General features: G+C 44.2%; 12 protein-coding genes and 1 CRISPR repeat array (1 of these 13 running past the window's edge). Of the genes, 9 read left to right on the top strand and 3 right to left on the bottom strand.

The annotated features are described in order from the left end of the window. Window positions 1-21 precede the first annotated feature (21 nt). The 3 genes from MHUN_RS09730 to csa3 form a co-directional block, all read right to left on the bottom strand. Window positions 22-912: an SWIM zinc finger family protein gene (locus MHUN_RS09730; protein WP_011448849.1), complete on the bottom strand. Its 891-nt coding sequence runs from the start codon at window positions 910-912 to the stop codon at window positions 22-24. Continuing rightward, complete coding sequence (locus tag MHUN_RS09725; RefSeq protein WP_011448848.1) at window positions 909-3569, bottom strand: DEAD/DEAH box helicase; 2661 nt, start codon at window positions 3567-3569, stop codon at window positions 909-911. Before MHUN_RS09725 ends, MHUN_RS09730 begins: the two co-directional genes overlap by 4 nt. Before the next feature lie 1252 nt (window positions 3570-4821). Continuing rightward, window positions 4822-5493, bottom strand: coding sequence for a CRISPR-associated CARF protein Csa3 (gene csa3, locus MHUN_RS09720; RefSeq protein ID WP_011448847.1), 672 nt, complete (start codon window positions 5491-5493; stop codon window positions 4822-4824). 104 nt (window positions 5494-5597) lie between these two features. Here csa3 and cas6 point away from each other — a divergent pair, with 104 nt between their 5' ends. The 9 genes from cas6 to cas2 all read left to right on the top strand — a co-directional run bounded on the left by cas6 (window position 5598) and on the right by cas2 (window position 16290). Continuing rightward, window positions 5598-6455: a CRISPR system precrRNA processing endoribonuclease RAMP protein Cas6 gene (gene cas6 / locus MHUN_RS09715; protein ID WP_011448846.1), complete on the top strand. Its 858-nt coding sequence runs from the start codon at window positions 5598-5600 to the stop codon at window positions 6453-6455. Further along, window positions 6445-9687 (top strand): type I-D CRISPR-associated protein Cas10d/Csc3, encoded by a 3243-nt coding sequence (cas10d, locus tag MHUN_RS09710; RefSeq protein WP_011448845.1) that lies wholly within the window; start codon window positions 6445-6447, stop codon window positions 9685-9687. Before cas6 ends, cas10d begins: the two co-directional genes overlap by 11 nt. 2 nt (window positions 9688-9689) lie before the next feature. Continuing rightward, window positions 9690-10697 (top strand): type I-D CRISPR-associated protein Cas7/Csc2, encoded by a 1008-nt coding sequence (gene cas7d, locus MHUN_RS09705; protein WP_011448844.1) that lies wholly within the window; start codon window positions 9690-9692, stop codon window positions 10695-10697. 17 nt (window positions 10698-10714) lie between these two features. Beyond that, window positions 10715-11449, top strand: a complete 735-nt coding sequence (cas5d, locus tag MHUN_RS09700; protein ID WP_011448843.1) for a type I-D CRISPR-associated protein Cas5/Csc1 — start codon at window positions 10715-10717, stop codon at window positions 11447-11449. Then, window positions 11446-13524, top strand: a complete 2079-nt coding sequence (gene cas3 / locus MHUN_RS09695) for a type I-D CRISPR-associated helicase Cas3' (RefSeq protein ID WP_011448842.1) — start codon at window positions 11446-11448, stop codon at window positions 13522-13524. The genes cas5d and cas3 overlap by 4 nt, the downstream gene beginning before the upstream one ends. A 94-nt stretch (window positions 13525-13618) precedes the next feature. Further along, window positions 13619-14383, top strand: a complete 765-nt coding sequence (locus MHUN_RS09690) for an FxLYD domain-containing protein (RefSeq protein ID WP_011448841.1) — start codon at window positions 13619-13621, stop codon at window positions 14381-14383. 18 nt (window positions 14384-14401) lie between these two features. Then, window positions 14402-14983 carry a CRISPR-associated protein Cas4 gene (gene cas4 / locus MHUN_RS09685; protein WP_011448840.1) on the top strand — a complete coding sequence of 194 codons (582 nt, stop codon included), beginning with the start codon at window positions 14402-14404 and terminating at the stop codon, window positions 14981-14983. Then, window positions 14973-16016: a type I-D CRISPR-associated endonuclease Cas1d gene (gene cas1d / locus MHUN_RS09680; protein ID WP_011448839.1), complete on the top strand. Its 1044-nt coding sequence runs from the start codon at window positions 14973-14975 to the stop codon at window positions 16014-16016. Before cas4 ends, cas1d begins: the two co-directional genes overlap by 11 nt. A gap of 4 nt (window positions 16017-16020) precedes the next feature. Further along, on the top strand, window positions 16021-16290 hold the full coding sequence (gene cas2 / locus MHUN_RS09675; protein WP_011448838.1) for a CRISPR-associated endonuclease Cas2: 270 nt from the start codon (window positions 16021-16023) through the stop codon (window positions 16288-16290). A gap of 117 nt (window positions 16291-16407) precedes the next feature. Further along, window positions 16408-18668: a CRISPR direct-repeat array (repeat unit 37 nt; unit sequence GTCACAATGGAAAAGAAAACCCGATAGGGATTGAAAC); it runs 2576 nt beyond the window's last position.

Below are 18668 nucleotides of genomic sequence, written 5' to 3'. Positions count from 1 at the left end.
GATCCGAATCGGCCTTGAGACTCATCGATGGCGCAGACGGGATGATTTCTCCCTCATCCGATCCATCTCTCCTTTCGCATACGCACCGATAACCGGATACAGTTTCTCTATCCGCTCCTCAAGATTCTTCCCTCCGAGCCGGTACGGGGCCGGTCCAAGCAGCAGGATGGGCGACACCTTTCGCTCCGGTACCGGACGCAGGACCTCATCACTCTCCCCGATGCATGAGAAGAAACTCCGGGTATCACCGGTCTTCGGAATAGTGGTCTTCTGCTCCATTCCTGCTGTCACATCAGACCCGACAGCCGGATGGGATACCTGAAGCCGGCACGTCTGTACCCGGCTTATCACCTCTTCCTTCGTCATCCCATGAAGCAGAAACAGTATCCAGGGGTCCTCATCCAGAACCTCGGCAAGATAATACCATGCAGCGGCGATATGGATACAGGGGTTCTGATCATCACTACAGTGACAGTAGGCACGAACACTCCGATACTGGTCAGGAATAAGAAATATCTCCTTCTTTTCCAGCGTATCCACAAGATCCCGCGAGAACTCTCCGGTTATGAGTGAGCCGGTCAGGGCAGCATCGTTGGTGATCGTATCGATGACATTGTCCCAGACCTCCCTGGAGAATCGGGGGAATAACAATCCTACAGGTCTGGTTGCTGTTCCGCTGCAACAGATCCCCATACTCATCTCACCCGGACCGATTCGGATGGAATTCCCAAACCCGTTCCTGGCACAATGTTTTGCCCTGGTGAGTCGTCCGTTCTCTCCATACTCCTCAAGGACCGATACAAACCGGGAGGCCCACCAGTTCTTCCCAACCGGCCCGTACTGGCTTTGCAGGGTAATCTTTTTACTGACCGGGAGTGTGCCTGGAATCTGCCACCACATCTTTCTCGTCATTCCTCCTCCTCCCCGGAGAGCACCGCATCACGGAGTGAGACGATATCAAGTAACTCCTCTGTTGAGAGACTGGTGAGGAGATCCTCTCCCTGTGCCAGAACCTCCCGTCCCAGAATCCGTTTTTCTGCATTAATCCGGTCAATCTGTTCCTCCAGTGTTCCGGCAGCGATCATGAGGTGTACTTGCACATTCTGCTTCTGTCCTATCCGGTAGGTCCGGTCCGTCGCCTGGTCCTCAACTGCAGGATTCCACCATCGATCAACATGAAATACATGGGTCGCAGCGGTGAGGTTCAGCCCGGTCCCTCCTGCTTTTAATGATATCACAAAGAATGATGGCTCTTTTGATGACTGAAACTCCCTGACCAGTCGTTCACGCTCACGTCGTGAGGTCTTCCCGGTGAGGAGGAATACCGGTATTAAAAACCTCTCCTCGAGTATTCGGGCAAGATACTCTGCAAACGTAGCATACTGAGTGAATATAAGGGCCGAATCTCCTTCTTCACTGACCTCCTCCAGCATCTCAAGAAGTCGGGAGACTTTTCCTGATCGTTCGGGCAGAACCCCCCGATCATGGATGAAAAGACCGGGGTGATTGCAGATCTGCTTCAGTCTGGTGATGGCCCGGAATATGACACCCCGTCGTGCAAGTCCGGTTACCGTCTCAAGAGACTGTGCCATATCTTCGACAACCGCCTGGTAGAGGGTCGCCTGTTCATGGGTAAGCGTGCAAAAAACCCGTGATTCCATCTTTTCCGGAAGGTCAGCAATCACTGACGTGTCGGTCTTCATCCGTCGGAGAAGGAACGGCCTGATGAGCAGACGAAGCTCTGTGGTCCCATGTTTATCCTGTTCTGTTCCTGACAGATGGCCATACCGTGACTGGAATGCATGCTGCGACCCCAGGTATCCGGGATTGAGAAAGTCCATGATAGACCAGAGTTCAAGGAGCCGGTTCTCCACTGGTGTACCGGTCAGGGCTATTCTCCGGTCAGCAGTCAGCTCCCGGATCGCCTGGGACTGGAGCGTATTCGGATTTTTAATATTCTGAGCCTCGTCAAGGATGACTGCAGACCACCTGACCGGGAGGAGATGATCGATATCCCGGCTTGCCAGGTTGTACGTGGTCAGAATAAGGTCATACCGGCCGATATGGGCGATGAATTCATCCCCACGACACCGGGATATGCCATGGTGGATCCAGACCGACAGAGAAGGAGCAAACCGTTTTATCTCCCGTTCCCAGTTTCCTACAACTGACATCGGACAGATGATGAGAGCCGGACCAATATCCGGCTTTTGTTCTTTTAATGATAAAAACCAGGCAATCGTCTGAATGGTCTTTCCTAGTCCCATGTCGTCGGCAAGACAGGCTCCAAATCCCCGCTCAGTACATCGCAGAAGGAAGGCATGACCGATCTCCTGGTATGGCCGGAGTGTACCGTTCAGGGTTTGTGGGATTGGAAATTCGGCAGTATCCTGGGTAGAACGGAGCATGGTAAGTATGTCTTTGGTCCATTCGTCTGTTCCCCTGACCTGAACAGTCATCGGACCATCAAATCCTCCGACCGACAGCCGGATGAGATCCCCTGCCTGTGATTTTCCCCTGATGTACCGCCGCTCAAATTGTGAGAGTGCAGTGGAAAGGGCACCTGCATTCCCATAAATCCACCGTCCCTTCACTTTGATGATCGGCGTCTTTTGTCTGACTGCCTGCCAGAACTCTTCAGGAGTGACTGATTCATCACCGATGGCAATCCGGTAATCAAACGAGATAAGCTCTGATATTCCGAGCATCCCATGGGGGTGAGCCGGCCCTTTCTTCTGTGCACCAAGTTCTATCCGGGGCCTGTACTTCTCATCGGTCCACCATGACGGGAGGATGACGTCAAATCCCTTGTCTTTGACTGCAAGAACCTCTGTGGTAAGAAAAGTCGCTGCATCGGCTAGTGTAATCTCCCCGGTCGTCGGATTCGACCCGGACAGGCAGGCTTTCAGGATAGGAGATGCTGATGCTGCCTGGGAAAGTCCGGAGAGGAGTTCCTGGATGAGAACCGGCCCAGGGGGGAGGATTCCGCCTGATTCTTCGGGAAGGTTCCAGATAGTCCCTGCCGGGATGATGAGATCAGGATCTGCTTCTGATCGCATACACAGGCGTATCGTCCAGGGTTCCAGGTCCTCCCCTCCTGGTTCCTGTACGATGATACAGGTATGAAAGGGCATATATCCCTCTCTTCGAAACGAAAGCCAGTGATTCATCCTCTCTGCAAAGATCGGATCCAATTCATGTTCCCGCGTATTCAGGTCTTTTCCGGTGAGTTGAGCCATGAAGGCAAGGGCATCTTTTTCCTGTTCCATCATCCGCTTTCCTGGCCGGATCGATGGAGGGTGCTGTCTGAGTGCCTGCCGGATAATGGTCTCCATCATCCCGGAGAGGCCAGCAAAGATGATTTGCTCCGGTTTTCGAATAGGTTCGGGCAGTTCCTCCAGGGGAGAGGCATATCGCATGACCGGCGGCATAGCGGCTGCATACCGGGCCAGCCATACGAGATCATCTGGGAGGAGGGCCGGGACCCAGTCTGCCTGATATCCTTCTGGTGTCAGGGTGAGGACTGGTTTGAACTTTCCGTCCCTGACCAGTATATATGCTGATTCCATCAGAGTGAGGAGGCAGGCTATTGAGTCACCTATGTGAATATCTGGTGATGCCCGAAGGGAGGTGAGCGTCTCAAGACAGATTTCGTATGGGATGATGAGACCTGGAAGGGTATATCGGGAGAGGAGTGCCTGCCTGAATTCTGGTTCACAATAATTGGTCTGGGGAATTTGAGGTGAGGGTGCCGGGGCATGAATCGTCCAGGTAGCCCGGTGAAAGGATTGTGAGGAGATGCCGGTTATCTTTTGAATCGTCTCGGCAAGCAGGTAATGCGGGAGAGCATGAGGATAGAGGTCACGATGGCTGAGGGTGATGGTACGGAAAGAATCTTCGTCTCCAGAAACTCCAAACAGGGCAATGCCAGAGGTATGGGGTGATATGAGGGCATGCAGGGTAATGATGGTATCAGCCTCCGGATAGGTCCCCAGGCTGTCTGTTTTTCAGGACAGTACGCCGTATAAGATTCATCTGTTCTCTCACCAGTTTCGTCTGAAGGGAGATACATCTGTGGGTGAGTGGATTGGGTCTGGTACTATCTGGTAGGTGGAAGGTGAAAGATTATTGTATACAAAAAAAGTCTAATAATTCTTTAGATTATTGAAATGAGGTAACAACCAGCAGATATCTGTATTCATTCGTCCCATTGAACAAGTTTCAAATCTTGAACTAAAGAAAAATGACTATCACGAGATGCCAGAGGAACATCTCATTCAATAATCGCATTGGTATCCAGAGCTAACCTGCCAGTCTCCTTCAATCTTCCTGAAATCCTCTGTAATGTCGGAAAACATGCCGTGCGGATAATAAATTAAAGAACCTCGTCGATACCTAGTTTGAGTTCAATCAACCGTATAATCCCCAAAGGAAAGACTGTTGGATCAAGATATCTATCTTACATCAAGGATAAAATTTTTCTCCTCTCATGGTGTCGGAATTCAATGAAGAGAGGATAACTTTGAAGGAAATCTTGAGAATTCTGTACCGGGTCAATATACAGTAAGGAGCCCCGGTGAGTAAGGAAATGGTAACGTATGCATTGATGGGGATAGCGAAGATCATCCTTTTGTGGATACCCCACTGGATAGTATTCTCTATCCTGGAATATATTTTTACCCTCCAAAACTCCTTCCTATTATCAATCCTTAAAGATGGTTTTATAATTCTCATCCGAAATGCGAGTTGATGGGCGATATCAGAGGATAGAGGGTTAAGAGGAAGGGCTTCGTTATTGCAATTGATGGCCTATTGTATTATTTACTCATCATAAGATGGATTATATCGAATAATCATGATCTCACCCGAAGGAGAGATAGTCGCGAATTTATTTTTTCCTCTTGATTCAATCGTTATCCACTGAAGACCTGAAAGTCGTGAACATTGGCGCGAGATGGTACTTTCAGAAATTTGCAATCGAGAAGCAATATCTGCAAAAGATGTAGGGCCATGATTTTTGATATCACATAAGATCTGATACTCTTTATCGTCAGGCGAGTTTGCGATATGAGGGAGAGAGATGATATGCAGTTCTCGATCAATATCTGAGAAAGAGGTTACAGTATGTATCTTATCAGATAAAGCCATACAGGCAGCTGTTAGTGCAGTAAGTATCTCTCTTGGCCCACCAGAGAGATTTACATGTAATTTATTATTACTTCCAGGTTTTCCTGCTGAATCGTTGAGAGTACATACGAAGGAATATACCATGCTGGTAAAATCACGATGATCAACCTTGAGGATTTTAATAGTAATGTCATCGCCTATCTTCCGTATTAACTCCTGTATCTCTTCAATTGCACGGAATGAACGGTCATCATCCTCAATAGGTCGTATCAGGATTACTACATCATGAGACTCTATGCCAAATCGTACTAACAAAGCGAGGAGATGAGTTGTATCAAATCCGATGGGAGAGATGTAGGTTTTCATATTGATAAATCTCTTGCATAATTTCGCATCTGATGCAATATTTTGAGATAAAAAATCTCTACACGTAAAGATAATTTTATGATAAGGTACTCTGATTATATCTTATGCATCTTATCCATCTAACAGTTTCCCCAAAAACTTCTTTCGATATCCCACTCAGTGATGGATACCAGTTATATTCTGCTCTCCTCTCATTTATTAATGAGAAAAACCCAAGTACCAGTTTGAAAATTCATAACTCACCTCTCCCGTCACTTTCAACCACCGGATTGATGGGAAAGTTTGAGAAATCATTCCATAAAGGACATAAGAGAATATTAGAAGGAGAGGTATATCACTGGAGGATCGGGGTTACGGATCCAGAGGATGAAGATCTCTTTACTCACATCATCACCCCTTTTTTACTTGACAGGAAGGAACTTTCCCTTCATGAAGGAGAATTATGTATTTGTTCGGTTGAAACACAATATCAATCATTTCAGGATATAATTCAAAAGGTTAAAGAGTGCCAAAGACCTGCAGTAAAGATGGACTTTATTACTCCAACCTGTATTCAGTATCGGAACAGCCGTGTCACCGAGATGTTTCCAAATCGTATTGCTGTATTTTTTTCCATCCTTTCAAAATATAATCAGGTTTGTCCTGAAGAATTGCGTCTCTCGCTAAATCGCGATGACTTTGGGAGATATCTGCTGGAATCTCCTCATCCCCAGACATACAGGACTCACTCTGTCTTAACGAATACCATATATGATACAAAAAAACAGCATCACCGTCCCATTTTTAAACAAGGATTTACCGGAACATGCCACTATAGTTTCACCAGTGATGCTCCCGCAGCAATTCGGAATGCCTCTCTTATTCTTGCCTATTTTGCAGAATATTGTGGTGTTGGATCAAGTGTATCACGGGGATGTGGCCAGGTAATCGTATCTGTAGTAGAGGAATCCTATGAGAACTAAAAAAATTACATCGGTATTTACCCATGACATGTTGTTTGGGGAAGGGCACGACGATCATGGAAATATGCAGGAGGACTATGATCTACTCCTGCATGAATATTTTCAGACGATCGACCATCCGCTTCGAACCTCAAAATATGCTTATATGCCGGCAAAGAGTGTTGAATTCGGCAAGACCGACCAGCCAATGATAAATCATGTCCGGAATGGAATTCAGGCACTCATTGAACTGAACAAAACGCTTCTTCAAAGTGGTTCTGCACATTATCTCCCTGTCTCTAAGTTGCGGGAGGTAATCGCCCTCTTTTCCATTCATGATCTTCATAAGACGATCGGAAAAGACTGGAGAGACCAGTTTGATCTGAATGAAGATGAGGTGATGAGTTTTGCCCATGCCATTCAGGCTGATATTTTTGCTCCAGCACTTACGCCAAACGATTTTCTCTCCGTTGCTGTTGCAACACACCCGACGCAGGGATTTCATGGTGATCTGTCACACACCTTTATTACTTATAAAAACTGGGTTTTGCTTGCGGATATTTTTGCAAGTCTTGAAATGCCAGTTGTCACAGAGGGGATGAAGAAGCATATCGCCTTTATAGATGCGAAAAAGACCTTTTTTTATCATACATTCTCTGAATCAATTGGGCTGTTATCTAACGTTGTTCATGCTGCAGTATTGGAATGGGCCAAACAATATGCCCTCTTCCCCCTGTTGTTTTTTGAAAAGGGAGTAATTTATCTGGGGGATAAGAATAGCCGTTTTGAATTTACTCAAGCAAGTCAAATTGAAGAGATCTATCAGGAACTTAAGAAAAAGATCCAGTCCTCTCATGAATCGCTGTCAAGACCGGAGAAGCTTCAGAAATATATCCAGGTACAAGGTTCAAAAGGTCTTTTTTCAGTTGAAGAGTCTTTTTTCTTTTATTCAGGTATTCACACCGTCATAAAAGCATTTCTCGCTGCTGCAGTGATGACTAGTGAAAAGGATAATTCCGGAAATTTTGAGATAGATACTTCTACTCCTTCTCTGACTCTCAATAAATCAGATCTTGAGATGCAGTATCCTCCTGCTGAAGTGATTGATGTCCCAGCTCACTTCATCAAAAGTATATCAGTTGACGGGAATGTCATCCCTGTATCAGATGTCAGGATTATCTGCCATGGTGAAGAGAGAAAAGCAAAGAAGTATACTCTCGTGCCGGATTCTGTCTTTGTTGGAGAAGAAGAGATTTTTGGGCTGATTACCATTACTGGAATCGGGCTCATGCCAAGTATGGTAGGATATCGTTCTCACATCCTTTCCGATTTTGGTGTTGACACCGGCTGGGATGAGTCAATCATCCCTCTTGCACGAGCAGTATCAGGAATAAGAAAAGATGTGATAACAGAGCTTATCAAAGCCGGTTCTCTCCCGACCGATGATCCCCTTCTTGAGGCCTGCAGGATGTTTCAGACCAATGATGACCTTACTCAAAAGATGGTCACCTACGCATCCGAGAACAGGGGTCAGGATCACCATTCGGTTGGTGGTTTTTGGAATTATTCGTATGCTATTGCACGTGATATTCTTGACCGGGAGGTTAACGGCATAGCGTTCTCACAAATTGCTTCAATACAGGAGAAAATTTCTTATCTGAATACCCTGGTTGACGAGTATCTTTCTACTATTTCTTCAGAGAACCTTGAGAAATTTGAGTCTGCTATCCTGTATCCATATAAAGAAAAACTTCTGGTATGGCTCTGTGAGAACCTGAGTATCAATGGATCTATGCTCTATGGCTCGTTCGAGAATAAAACGAATAAGTTTAAGGCGTATTGTGATGGGACTGGCATCTGTCGTCTGACCAATGATACACCTTATGATAAAGAACGGAAGACGACATCAAAAGATGTCAGTATGCTAAAATATACCTTCTCAAACCGTGTTCCCATCGGTTCAAGTGAGCCGAGTCTGTATGTATCAGTTCCTGTCCAGATTGAACTGGGACTTCGATCCATCGGTCATGGAATTAGGAAAGGCTCTGATAAAATATACTTCAGACTTATCCCAGATTATCATTTCAGTCATACAACAGCCAGTATCTTCAGTCAGTTTGCAAATTATTTTGATGGCGATTCCGGAACGAGAGTACTTGATTTAGCCCGAGAATTTTTGAGGGAGGATGTACCTTCCGAGGATTCAATAATTGAGCTTTTAATTGCTGAAACCGGTAGGAAAAACATCTGTCAATATGCAGGTCTGGGCTTTTTTTATCAGAATTCCACGTTCGATTTCGTTTTTAATAAAAAAAGGAACGGAGATGGAGAGTATTGGTTTTTTGGGTCGTATCTTGCATTAATTCTGGCGTATGTTACCGGCTGTAGGGTTGTTGCCGGGGAAAACCCGATATGTATGACTAGTGGCGATGAGTTCTCAGAGTTTGTTCTGTTGGAGGCCCCTCATGTAGCAGTTAAAAGAATTTTTTCAGATAGAATCAGATTATCAGATCTAAAAAAGACTCTCATGACAGCATCCCTGATCATTTCTATGGGATATGAGATTCGAATGGATGATGCAGCTTTTGTCCGATTTTTGCAGACATTCCGAAATCATCCGTTTCCAGGGAGTACGTTATTGAAACAGATCAGGCGGGTATATGAGCAGGATAAAAAGAAAGGTGGTATGGGTGGTTTTGTTAATAGCGCCAGAGGTTGGCGAAAAGTGGATGGAGAGATTATCAGATCAGAGTATCCTGGCTTTATTTTCCAGGCAGTTAAACTTGACACGTTTGGAGAAAACCCTATGGCAGTAGCATCAATTCACGAACTTGCCCGTCTTGGGCTTAGTGTAGCGATTCCAAGGAATTATGACCCCCATAAAGTGGAGAAGCTATTTCGCGAATCTGTTAAAGCAATTCTTGGAAAGAGAGGATCTCAGTATCCTCGCGAGGATTATGTGGATGCAGTAAGTGGGAGACTATTAAAAATGATAAAGCGGGCTGGAGATGATCAGTTCTCAAGGACTCCGGGCCTATACGACTTCAGTCTGATTGTATCATTTGCAGAGTATTTTGTGGATCATATCTTCTATCAGGTAGCTTCAGGCGATCCTGGAAAATTAAAGCGTGCTGCAAATGATCTCGCTGATGGATTCTATTCAGCCACACTACAGCTGAGGGAAGAGTATTTCGAATCAAGAAAAGAGGCATTCGAATCAGAACAAGATTTGTCATCAGAACAGGAGAACTAATTATGGCAGATAAAGTAATTCAGTCATTTTATGCGAGTATTAAACCCTATACTCTCGAAAAGCCGGAGAGAAAACCAAAACAGAATTATGTCAGCATTCTTATTCTTCGTGAGCTGCAGAGTGCTGCACGTTTCACGACCGATGGAACTGAAGCAAACTCATCTATCATTCGGATTGGAGATGAAGAAGTGACCGTTGGGAAACTCTTTGGTAGAAAACAGGTTGCCAGTGACAGGCGGATAGCAAAAGCATTACAAAGGGATCTAATCGCTGAAAAGATGAACTCCTTCTACAAGAAAGGTGGTTGGAGTGGGTGCTCGATGGAAGTGACGAAGATGTGTCAGAAATGCCCTGAATGTGCATTATTTGGTAGTGCTGCATCAGAAGGTGATATGAGTGTCACATCTCGAGTCATGTATGATGAAGCCTATACCATTCGAGGTATTAATTCTGTAGTTGAAGAGTACTTTCAGAACGCTCCGGGAGATGATTATGCGAAGAAAGCGACATCAGGGATCCGTGAACCTGATTTCTTCAAGGAAGGAACGTTATTTCCCTGTGTTGTCACATTACGTGATGTAACTTGTGAAGAGGTCTTGTTCTTTCTCAACATTACCGACAGAAATACCCGGTATGGTGCGACCGGGACACGGTTTGGTAAGACGAGAAATCACATTTTAGGGGTATTTGCCTCAAATCGGGAAGGCCCTTCAAGTCTTGAAATTTCTCGGGGTGTCGCATTACGGCTTGCCGGAGGTGATGAAGTACGTCTGCCTGATTCTGAATCTTTGAAGAGGGTCTTGGAACTTGACAGTCTGCCCCTTCATGATGTGAAAAAGAATGCTCTAGAAGTGTATCAACATTTATTGAAGACTCATAGGATATCTGGGATTGACCTTGGAGAGTCAGAGGTGACTGCTCTTCTTGACGCAATGAAGGATGATGCAGTCATAAAAGAAATTCTGATCACTCAGATTGAAAAAATATCTGATTTCCTGGCAGATCAATAATGGGTCTGGAGTAGCGTATGAACAACCAGTCTTCAGTCAGAGCGTTTGAAGGTGTTCTCGAGATGATGAGCGAACTCTTCTTCGCCTCTCTTGAACCGGGGAATAACTATACAACCAGACCCCTTATACTGAATACTGCTCTTTATTATGCTCTCGGGTACTGTAGTGGCAGATATGTGAATGTTCCGGTAAAGAAAGGTTCTGCTAAACAAAATCCGACCTATGTTGAAGATACGGCGTCTTTTTACTCAAAACTGTATGTCTCTCCCGCAAAACCCGTAAAAAGCATCAGATTTGCGAGTGAGATCACCAATGCCAGAAGTGATGAGTATATTCAATACAACACTTATGAAAAGCAGATGAATTCTCCAACCGGGAAATATGGAGTGCGTAAACAGATCCTTCCTGGTGGTAAATTTGTCTTCTTTGTCCTCTCCTTTGATGGGAATGAACCTGATCTTCCTGTCTATATCCGACTTGGTAAGAAACGAAGTAAGGCCTCCGTTACCTGGTCAGAATGCCCTGTCACGAGAAAAAAAGGGTCATTTATACTGAATCACCCGGTATTGGTTGATGATCTGACCCAGATTCCATCCCGTGATATTTCGTTTAAACGAATGCAGCCATTTGATGTTATTGAACGGGGTAGTTTTGAGGGAGAATACATTCAGATACAGAGAGGGGGAAAAGAGAAGAAGGAAGATGTTGTTTTTCCTGCTTCAATCCGGTTTTTACAAAGGATTCGATCATGATAATTGAAGGGTTGTCCATTCCAAGGTATGATGCAGAGCCACTTCGGGAACCATTTCTTCCGTATGGTCATCAGGTTACTACTCGAGCGGTCATGAAAGAGAGAGACGAGTTCTTTCTATTTATTACGGCTCCAACCGGTGCAGGAAAGACGGAATCGTGGTTTGTTCCGGCACTCACCGGAGAAGATACTGGTGTTTTTTTTGCATTATATCCGACAAATGCTCTTGCTCTGGATCAGTACCGGACAATTTCATCTTTACGCGATACCCTCGCTCCTTCTCGGCAGGTTGAGTTTTTGGATGCTGAACGGTTAACGACCTTACGGGATGAATATCCGGTCAGAGTATCGAAAGGTGAGGTGATCACGCACATTCTTCAGAAGATGTCAACTCAGGGAGGGGGTATTATTGTTACGAATCCGGATATCTTTGTCCTTGCATTAAAGAATGTATTCATTGATCCCTATGTTGAAAGTGCAGTCAGGACATGCGTCAGTTCTGTAATTTTTGATGAATTTCATCTCTATGATCTGAAACAGACTGATTTCCTGCTCTTCCTCTTTGACGATCTGATCTCATCAAAACATTGCTCTATTCGGAAATTTATCTTTCTCTCCGCTACTCCCTCCAAGGGATTGATTGAGAAGATCAGGGACGTGATTGGAGGGGATATTATCATTGCAGATGAATTCTGTGATGAGAAGGAGGTTGATCAACGGCTAATTCTTCCTCCGGTTGAGATGTCCTTTATACCGGCTAAGAAGTTCTCATCAGGGGAGATTTTTATCTCCCGCTTCTTTGAATTTGAACCATTCTTATCCGGTGTCCGCACTGCAATTATCTTTGACAGTGCTATTGAGGTTGCTGTTGTTAGTGAGTTTTTACGGGCCAATACATCCTACCGGGTCTGTGAGCAGAGCGGGTTTAGAAAGGACTCAATGGATGAACCATTTGATATCCTCGTAGGAAATAAAGCGGTAGAAGTAGGAATTGATTTTAAGGGTGATTATTCAATTCAGCACCTTATCTTCTCTGCCTTCTCTGTGAGCGAATTTCTTCAGCGGTTTGGAAGACTTCGAAACCCTGACCCTGAAATTTTGTATCGGGCTATCTGCTTTGCTCCAGAGTCTGTCTGTTCATATTTCTCTCAATATGAATCGATTTCGAGGAGTCAACTCAAGGATGGACTGGAACGGACGATGCGGGATTCACGGGTCTACACGAGTTTTCGGTGGAGATGGGGATTTTTGGAGGCATGGGAGTATATCTGTCACCGGGCCTATGGTTACCTGGCTTCAGATATTATTCAGTGTCGGGAGAAGAAGGGTTTTCTCTCTAAAACCGGCGGTATGACTACGAAAACCCGTGAAGAATACCTGGTTGAATCTGCCAATCGGATGTACCAGCATTATTTTTCTGATATTTCTCTGGATCCTCGCTCCATCTCCCCGTTTCTCATTCCTCTTGATAAGGCAAAGGATTCAGTTCTGGATATTATGGCCGAACTTAGCCCGTTTCGAGGAGGTGGCTTTTCGGTTGTGATCTATTATGAGCCCTCCGGAAAGATTCAGCGGTATGATCTCTTCTTTCTGCTCCGGTGGACCGAGATTGAATTTCTCAGATGTGAGGCGTTTGTGAAAAAAGTGCCTGAAGATCTCCGGTCCTCAATTAAGAATTATGAGACCGGGACCATTGGATTTGCCTATGTCACGGGTATGCGTACAAAGCCCCGTTCGGTGAAGCTGGAAGGGAGGGTTATAGAACAGATCTGTCTTCCTGAAAAGAGACGTATCCCGTGCAAGGAGCGGGGTCTGTTTCCTGTGGTAAAGGATGATGACAAGAGACCGATTCCTGGTCTTTCGCTTATTGAGCGGGAACTCATGGTAAAAGGTGTCTTCTGCCGGTATCTTGATCTATCAGCGTATCAATCTAGAAAATACTATGAGTTGGGCGATTATACCTCTTTAATCTCATATAAAGGTGGAAGTCTTGCTATTGGTCAGGATGCATTCATAGCAGATTGTGCTGTAGCGGAGAGTCTTTCTTATGAGAGAGATCTTCCTTTAATTCTGTAATTTTTAGAAAACCCATTAGGAATTGATTAAAACTTCATCCAGGCTTTTAATAGCCAGGAAATAGTTGAAAAAGCTTCAGCTTATGGTGATTGAAATGAGAAAAGATATTGGTTTAATCTGGGTTTTTATTCTCTTTGTAGCTATAGCCATGTGTGGATGTACTGATGTACCGACAGGAAACAGGTATGATGGGATGTCATTACAGGAGATTCAATCTGTTGCTATCAATCCTGGATATGATTCTGTCTTTCGGGGTATAGAGCAGTATCAGGGTAAGGTTATTCATATCACAGGCCAGGTTATACAGGCACAGTCTGATAGTGGGAGGTATATTCTTCGAGTGGCAACCATTCCAACATTATTTGGACAGTATACCGATGGTGTTTACTGGGTAAATTATGACGGTTCTCAAGGTCGGGTGAGGGAGTCTGATCTTGTTGATATGTATGGAGAAGTGATTGGTCTTCGAACGTATGAGACAGTATTAGGCAGTTCCAAGACTATTCCTGAGCTCAGGTCTTTGCATCTCTCATCCAAAGCAGTGCCCACCCCAACGCCGACTTTGAATCCTGACGACTTCCTCATTCTGAAAATGGATTCTCTTCGTGATGAAGGTGATTATGTCAAACATAATGTTGCACGGGGAACAATTCAGAATACAGCTAAAGCTAATCTGGCCTATGCGTCAGTTCAGGTATCATTCTATGAAAGTGAGAATGGACCGGTTATTGCTACGTCCTCAGATTATGTCTCAAATCTGGGTCCTGGTGAGATATTTGAATATAAAGTTGTGAATTACAAAGATGCAGAACGAGTCTCGTATGCACGTGCAAAGATTGTAAATGCCAGGTTTGATTGATTCCTGGAAGGAGGATGCATGGTACTTAAGACCCGGTGGATTGATGACATGATCAATGTGTCTGATATCAATCAATTTTTATACTGCCCGAGAAGGCTTTTTTACCTACAATTTTACCAGACACAAGGAGTTAATGAATTTCTTGTTGATGGGAGGAGAAAGCATCAGAGACAGGGGAGGAGGGGCGGTTATGTATTTGAACTCTATCTCAGTTCTGAGCGTCTTGGATTGCATGGTAAAATTGATCTCATCGATGAGTCTGATGGGATGAAACCTATTGAACGAAAGCGCGGGGACAGGTATTTTGAGAATGATGTTATCCAGTTATGTGCATATGGGCTGCTTCTTGAGGAGTATCTTGGGAAACCTGTTGATACCGGGATTTTGTATTTATTTGGTACGAACCGGAGGGCCGAGATTGCTCTGACTGATTCAATAAAACAGAAGACTATCAGTGTCATTGAGGATATCAGGTCAATGACCCCTGATTCAATCCCTGGGTTTATTGATAATCCGAAAAAATGTACTAAATGTAGTGTACAACTCTATTGTCTGCCGTATGAATCTCATGTTCTTGAAGGAGGGGAAGATGAATATTGAGAATGAGGTCCATATAGAGAATGCTTCTGAATCAAAACGAGAACCCAAACCTCCTGAAGGGCTTTTGGAAGATGATACAATTTATATAACTACCCCCTATGGGAAGATATCTCTGGATGGAGGAAGGATTCAGGTTAAGGATTCTGATGGAGAGATTGTGGCCTCATTTCCTTTGGAAAAAGTGTGCACAATGAATGTTTTTGGTTCTGCCAGTGTATCTACTCCTCTTCTTAAGCACTGTTCTGACAAAGAAGTTGTGATCAATTATTTTACCAATTTTGGCAAGTATTTCGGTTCATTTGTCCCTTCCAGGAATACCATTGCTCTCGTGAGGAGACATCAGGCAGGGATTACAAAAGAGAAGTCTCTTGCTATCTGTCGTGAGATTATTCATGCCAAATTACAGAATTCATGTGTTTTTCTTGCAAGGAAGAGGGTTGAAGTTCCTTCTTTGCTGAAAGAATTACGGGACAGATCCCTCCATGCGGTTTCTGTTGATTCTCTTCGGGGGATTGAAGGAGAGGCTGCAAGTATCTATTTTCCGATGCTCTCTTCGAGCCTTCCCGATGAGTGGAGATCTGATAAACGGACAAGAAGGCCTCCCCGTGATGAACTGAATGCTCTGCTCTCTCTTACGTATACGATGGTGAATACTGAGGTTATCAGTGCTCTTCGTCAGTACAATCTTGATCCTTTTATAGGGGTTATGCATGTTGACCGGCATGGAAAGCCAGCATTAGCACTTGATCTTCTTGAAGAGTTCAGACCGGTTTTTTGCGATGCGTTTGTTGCACGGCTGATTAATAAACGGATGATTACAAAGGATGACTTTACCCAAGGGTCGCGTCTGAATGATACGGCTTTTAAGAAATATCTGGGGTTTTATCATGATTTCATGGAGGAGTCATTAAAGCATCCTCGTTTTAAGTATTCTGTCTCAAGAAAGAAGGCTATTCAAATTCAGGCAATTATTTTCCGAAAAGCAATTTGTGGTGAGCTGAAAGGGTATTACCCGTTTATTTATGCCAGGTGATTGCATGGTTCGGTTGGTTATTACCTATGATATCAGGAAGGATAAGATTAGAAATAAGTTATTTCGCCTTTTAGAGAGGTATGGAGCATGGAAACAGTATAGTGTGTTTGAGCTTGAGATAAATCCGGTCCACAAGGTTGAGCTTTTTCATAGTATTGCCGATCTTATTGAAGATACTGACAGAGTCAGGATATATGATTTATGTGAACGATGTCAGGGAAAGATTACAGAGTTAGGAGAAGTATCTCCTGATAAAATGCAGGTTGTAATATAATCTGTTTCTTTTCATGACAGGATATAAGGTGATGGGATGATAATGATCCATGATCATCTCTTGTTTTTTCCAGAACGATAATCAATTATAAGATAAAAACAGACAAATATTGTGGCGGTCACAATGGAAAAGAAAACCCGATAGGGATTGAAACAGGGATGTTTCGATCAACGGTTCGGAGGTTGGCCTCGTCACAATGGAAAAGAAAACCCGATAGGGATTGAAACATTCGAAAAAGCCCTTGAGGACGTCGAACGGAACTGTCACAATGGAAAAGAAAACCCGATAGGGATTGAAACCAATGTTGCTGTTTACCATGATGATCTCCAATTCTGTCACAATGGAAAAGAAAACCCGATAGGGATTGAAACTTTTTCTGCACCGTCGAAAGTCCGTCAGTAACTGCCGTCACAATGGAAAAGAAAACCCGATAGGGATTGAAACAGAACGCATGAACTACGAAGATCCGACAACTACAGGTCACAATGGAAAAGAAAACCCGATAGGGATTGAAACACCATCAACAATCTGATTATTCCAGGTAATGATCGCGTCACAATGGAAAAGAAAACCCGATAGGGATTGAAACTTTCTGAATCTCCTCCTGAATCATCTCCCTCATCGTCGTCACAATGGAAAAGAAAACCCGATAGGGATTGAAACTGATCCGACTGACCCATTCCGGTTGATGATGCCATGTCACAATGGAAAAGAAAACCCGATAGGGATTGAAACACCTCGTTGATAAGAATGGAACTCCCTGTGATACCTGGTCACAATGGAAAAGAAAACCCGATAGGGATTGAAACCCAAATACCGGACTCTCACCATCAACGAGGTCAGGTCACAATGGAAAAGAAAACCCGATAGGGATTGAAACTGTTATTGTAATCCCCCCTTTAGAAAATTGCCTCAGTCACAATGGAAAAGAAAACCCGATAGGGATTGAAACACGGGTTCGCTATTCAGTGTAGAGACAAGCATTACAGTCACAATGGAAAAGAAAACCCGATAGGGATTGAAACTGACGTACCGTCGAGAGTGGAAAAGTCAAAACTGCGTCACAATGGAAAAGAAAACCCGATAGGGATTGAAACGTGGATCAAATCCCACCAAAATCCTGGTAAAAAATTGTCACAATGGAAAAGAAAACCCGATAGGGATTGAAACCTGTTCAGGACTACTCGTTATGAGCTCAAGCTGGGTCACAATGGAAAAGAAAACCCGATAGGGATTGAAACTAATATTATCTTATTTTGGTGCGCGTGGGTAATTATGTCACAATGGAAAAGAAAACCCGATAGGGATTGAAACCCATTAGGCAATTCTCTATCTCTTTCATATTCGGGTCACAATGGAAAAGAAAACCCGATAGGGATTGAAACCCTTCTGGTGAAGATTTTTCTAATCCTTTTATCACGTCACAATGGAAAAGAAAACCCGATAGGGATTGAAACAATGGCTTACACTCTTTTTCAATCATTCATCACTCCGTCACAATGGAAAAGAAAACCCGATAGGGATTGAAACCCCGGTGCCGGTTTATGGCTCCTAAACTAACTCCAGTCACAATGGAAAAGAAAACCCGATAGGGATTGAAACTATTTTGGGGGTGTGCTGATGACTGAAGCGGTATCGTCACAATGGAAAAGAAAACCCGATAGGGATTGAAACAAATCAATCATCTCATTGAATCAGGTGTTTTTGAAGTCACAATGGAAAAGAAAACCCGATAGGGATTGAAACTATGACGATGAATTTTCAGGAGTTCCCACAACTCCAGTCACAATGGAAAAGAAAACCCGATAGGGATTGAAACATTAGTGTGAGATCATGAAGGATTGCATAGTCCCTTGTCACAATGGAAAAGAAAACCCGATAGGGATTGAAACCCGATCAACCAGGAGGCAATAGATGCACTCATTGAGGTCACAATGGAAAAGAAAACCCGATAGGGATTGAAACTAATATAACCATAGGAACACACAGGGACGAGTGAGGTCACAATGGAAAAGAAAACCCGATAGGGATTGAAACTTGAGTCCTGCCCCATCTCAATAGCGGCCTTTACTCGTGTCACAATGGAAAAGAAAACCCGATAGGGATTGAAACTCAACTATCCGCGGATGGTAATCCGACATTTGGCACGTCACAATGGAAAAGAAAACCCGATAGGGATTGAAACTTCGTTGCATTGACTGCGAGAGCGGTGTCATTTGTGAGTCACAATGGAAAAGAAAACCCGATAGGGATTGAAACGCTGACCAGGCGTTCTATGAGATCTCTGGGCAGTCTCGTCACAATGGAAAAGAAAACCCGATAGGGATTGAAACAAATCTATATCAGAGTTTGGTTGGATAGATCCTATGTCACAATGG

This window comes from Methanospirillum hungatei JF-1 (assembly GCF_000013445.1).
GTDB lineage: Archaea > Halobacteriota > Methanomicrobia > Methanomicrobiales > Methanospirillaceae > Methanospirillum > Methanospirillum hungatei.
The sequence above is the reverse complement of the archived record's forward strand: the minus strand, read 5'-3'. Positions and strand labels throughout refer to the sequence as shown.

What these genes read in the sequence shown, in the direction of transcription:
- cas2 (WP_011448838.1), top strand. Translation starts at nt 16,021, where the DNA reads ATGGTTCGGTTGGTTATTACCTATGATATCAGGAAGGATAAGATTAGA.
- cas1d (WP_011448839.1), top strand. Translation starts at nt 14,973, where the DNA reads ATGAATATTGAGAATGAGGTCCATATAGAGAATGCTTCTGAATCAAAA.
- csa3 (WP_011448847.1), bottom strand. Translation starts at nt 5,493, where the DNA reads ATGAAAACCTACATCTCTCCCATCGGATTTGATACAACTCATCTCCTC.
- cas10d (WP_011448845.1), top strand. Translation starts at nt 6,445, where the DNA reads ATGAGAACTAAAAAAATTACATCGGTATTTACCCATGACATGTTGTTT.
- MHUN_RS09730 (WP_011448849.1), bottom strand. Translation starts at nt 912, where the DNA reads ATGACGAGAAAGATGTGGTGGCAGATTCCAGGCACACTCCCGGTCAGT.
- cas5d (WP_011448843.1), top strand. Translation starts at nt 10,715, where the DNA reads ATGAACAACCAGTCTTCAGTCAGAGCGTTTGAAGGTGTTCTCGAGATG.
- cas6 (WP_011448846.1), top strand. Translation starts at nt 5,598, where the DNA reads ATGCATCTTATCCATCTAACAGTTTCCCCAAAAACTTCTTTCGATATC.
- cas4 (WP_011448840.1), top strand. Translation starts at nt 14,402, where the DNA reads ATGGTACTTAAGACCCGGTGGATTGATGACATGATCAATGTGTCTGAT.
- cas7d (WP_011448844.1), top strand. Translation starts at nt 9,690, where the DNA reads ATGGCAGATAAAGTAATTCAGTCATTTTATGCGAGTATTAAACCCTAT.
- cas3 (WP_011448842.1), top strand. Translation starts at nt 11,446, where the DNA reads ATGATAATTGAAGGGTTGTCCATTCCAAGGTATGATGCAGAGCCACTT.
- MHUN_RS09690 (WP_011448841.1), top strand. Translation starts at nt 13,619, where the DNA reads ATGAGAAAAGATATTGGTTTAATCTGGGTTTTTATTCTCTTTGTAGCT.
- MHUN_RS09725 (WP_011448848.1), bottom strand. Translation starts at nt 3,569, where the DNA reads ATGGAATCAGCATATATACTGGTCAGGGACGGAAAGTTCAAACCAGTC.